Annotated in this window: 3 protein-coding genes; 2 read left to right on the top strand and 1 reads right to left on the bottom strand. The window is 59.3% G+C overall.

The features are described 5' to 3' along the window. Positions 1-205 (top strand): hypothetical protein (locus tag ACLP2E_RS10855; protein WP_442465926.1); only part of this gene is annotated, 205 nt, incomplete at its 5' end. Positions 206-671: 466 nt separating this feature from the next. Here ACLP2E_RS10855 and ACLP2E_RS10850 read toward each other — a convergent pair. Continuing rightward, the gene (locus ACLP2E_RS10850) at positions 672-1,310 is read right to left on the bottom strand and encodes a hypothetical protein (protein WP_442465925.1); all 639 of its coding nucleotides are present in this window, start codon (positions 1,308-1,310) and stop codon (positions 672-674) included. An 86-nt stretch (positions 1,311-1,396) separates the two neighbouring features. Between ACLP2E_RS10850 and ACLP2E_RS10845 the strand changes: the two genes are divergently transcribed. Further along, positions 1,397-1,789 carry a DUF5681 domain-containing protein gene (locus ACLP2E_RS10845; RefSeq protein WP_442465924.1) on the top strand — a complete coding sequence of 131 codons (393 nt, stop codon included), beginning with the start codon at positions 1,397-1,399 and terminating at the stop codon, positions 1,787-1,789. Positions 1,790-2,827: the final 1,038 nt, after the last annotated feature.

The raw sequence follows: 2,827 nt of genomic DNA, 5'->3' as shown, positions 1-2,827 counted from the left end.
AGCTACGGCGACCGTTCGTATCGCCTTCGACGATCTGAAATGCGTCGGCTCGCAGGATTTTCCTTGCTTCGCGGCTCAATGGCGGCATCGATCTGCGTTCGCACCCCGTGTGCGCGAATTATCAGAGCTCGATCTGGTGATCGCGGGTCCGGATCCCGTTGGCGAGCTTGGAATCGCGGCGAAGTCGCCTGCCCTGACATTCTGAGCGGCAACGTGAAAAGCGGCGGAATTTTTGCGCTGCCGTCACCCCCCGGGAGTCGCGATTCCGATCGATCTCGCGCAGGGTGATGTTTCGACTCACTTCACCGCCGACAATCATAGGATCGATGCGCGGATCTTGCGGATATTCAGGCGAAGTCAAGCCGGCGGCGGCGGGAGCGGCGTTCAGCTCCGGTGCCGCCCAGCCGGTTACGAGCTTGCGGGACGCGCCCGTGCTTTCCAGCCCAAAGTATACCCCATATACCACAACGCAGTGCGAGTGCCGGCGGAGGCGCCACCCAGGCCGCCAGGCGAAATTTACGATGTCAAACAACATAGGCTGTCTGCCGCGAAAGGCGCCCTTGCTCGGCCTTTATTTACGAACGCATGCGCGGCTGCCAAGCCATGACCGGCGATCAACCCGACGAATTCCCAGTAAATTTCCCTGTTACCAGGGAAATTTACTGGGAATTTCAAATACCCATTAATGCGGAACCCTCGCTGTTCCTCATGCCCTGCTTAATGTGAATGGACACCGTCACGTCCTCCTCCTTGGCGCCGAACTTTTGGGCGAACTCGCGCGTGACGCGCGCGACAAACGCGCTAACCCCCTCTCTTTCTGAGCTTTTCTGGCTGGGGACCGAGGCCAGCGATACATCGTCTTGCCATTCCGCCAACTCTTTTAATCCAGGATGGATTGCCTTGCCGCGCTCGACAGGATCAAGCGGCACGAAAAGTGGAGCTTTCGGAGAAAAATCGGGATTCCGCTCCTTGCGCGCAGCGAGCACTTTGTCGAAGGCTTTAATGATCGTTGCGGATGGAAAACAAAGGATCTCCGCACAATTCGGTTGCTCGGCCGAGGGCGTAACGACGACGACAAAATCAACACACGGGACGGTCATCCAGTCCCCGCCAGGGTTGCGAACGATGCCAACTTTGCGTTCGAGCGAACTCCGAACGGCCACCCTATAGGTTTCTGACCCCTTAGAAATGCGCAGCTGGGCGCCCGGCGCCACGCCCATCCTACTGACGTCTTTGACGCTGTAGCCGCGCCGTTCGAGGGCTTTGCGCGCGCAGTCCCGCAAATGCGCCCTTCTGAGTTTTGCGACCATCGGTGCCCCGCCCCCTTGAATCGGAACAAACTACCCATATACTTCTTAAGGATGTTAGAGCGTCTTGTAAAGTATTCTGAGGCAACATGGCGGAAAATGATGATGATGGCATCGGCTATGGCCGGCCCCCGCTGCATTCGCGTTTCAAACCCGGCGAAAGCGGCAATCCGCGGGGTCGTCCCAAAGGCGCGGTCTCCTTCAAAGCGGACCTCCTCGAGGAACTGTCCGAGACGATCGCCGTGGGCGGCGGCGAGGTCCGCATCACCAAACAACGAGCGATCGTGAAGAGGCTGGTCGCGGCCTCGCTCGACGGCAATCCCAAGGCTACCACTGCCCTGATCAATCTGTGCGTGAAACTCTTGCCCGATCAGGAGACAGACCCGCGTGCCGCCGAGAACGAGGCCTTTGTCGACAAACTGGCCGAGCGCGAAACTGCAGCGGAGCCTCGTCGAGCACGGAGGAACCCGGAAAATGACTGACGGCGCCGAGCTACTCCTTCGTAACTTCGAATCCTTCGCTTGAATCCAAGTCAAGAACAACGGCGCGCGGTGCGCGGTCAATACGCCGCCGCGCCACCTCAAAACTTTCCTGGGCGCGGTCTGTCTAGCTGCTTGGCTGCTCGTGAGGGATCCCGCCGAGAAGGTCCTCATCGTGACGCCCCAACCTCTCCGACATTGAGGAAACCGCGGAAGCTGTGTCTTGGCGTCGCCGTCAACATCCACGGGTTCCGACATTCGCCAACCCGGGAGTTTTGGCGCCGGACCAGCAAACGCTATCTTTCGTCGCAATCGGCGCGAACGCCGAAGTCTACGAATATTCCGTTCTCGCCACTTCGCTCGGCGGGGAACACATGAGTTTCGGCCAGCTGTATATTGAAGAACCAATGGGGCTGCGGCGGCTTCGTCACGCAGGACCTTGCTCGTTGCCGACTGGCCGCACATGATCGCTTTGTTTTACGACTGGTGGAATATCTTCGTTCGTCTGGTCGAGCCGGCGCCATTTTTCTACGCGAACTCGCAAAAAATGCGGGGCAGTTGACGGGCCTGCAACGCTGCGACGAATCCTCGCTAGAGCCTTCCAAGTTTTCCTTCAGGGCCGTCAGTTGCGCTCGGCCCCGCGCCTCGCGGCCGGCTAACTCAACATTCGGTAGAGAAAATAAAGAAATCACTCGCGAACCCAACGCCAACTGCCGGATTTCACCCGCAGCTCACACATCGCAATAGGCTTGAAAGAGGCAGGGATATTCCTCCTCACGCGACGGCCAATCCTCGATCCCCTCCCCTCACCCCGTCAGAGGTCATATCTTCCACCCCATGCCCCGCGCACAAGGCGCATGGCGGGGTTTTCGGGCTTGGGCTGGGGTTGACGCGGAAATCGCCATCCCCAGCCTGCGGCGATTTTTGGGGCCTGGGCGTCGATCGGCTTCTCCGACCTGCCCTTCTTTTTCTATGCGTGTTCCCTGTTCGATGCGCCGCAGGCCGTCGCGGAGAGCGGTAAAAGCGACATTCCCTGCCCCG

The sequence above is a fragment of the Rhodoblastus sp. genome (assembly GCF_052145335.1).
GTDB lineage: Bacteria > Pseudomonadota > Alphaproteobacteria > Rhizobiales > Beijerinckiaceae > Rhodoblastus.
This window is presented reverse-complemented; position numbering and strand designations above follow the sequence as displayed.

What these genes read in the sequence shown, in the direction of transcription:
- ACLP2E_RS10850 (WP_442465925.1), bottom strand. Translation starts at nt 1,310, where the DNA reads ATGGTCGCAAAACTCAGAAGGGCGCATTTGCGGGACTGCGCGCGCAAA.
- ACLP2E_RS10845 (WP_442465924.1), top strand. Translation starts at nt 1,397, where the DNA reads ATGGCGGAAAATGATGATGATGGCATCGGCTATGGCCGGCCCCCGCTG.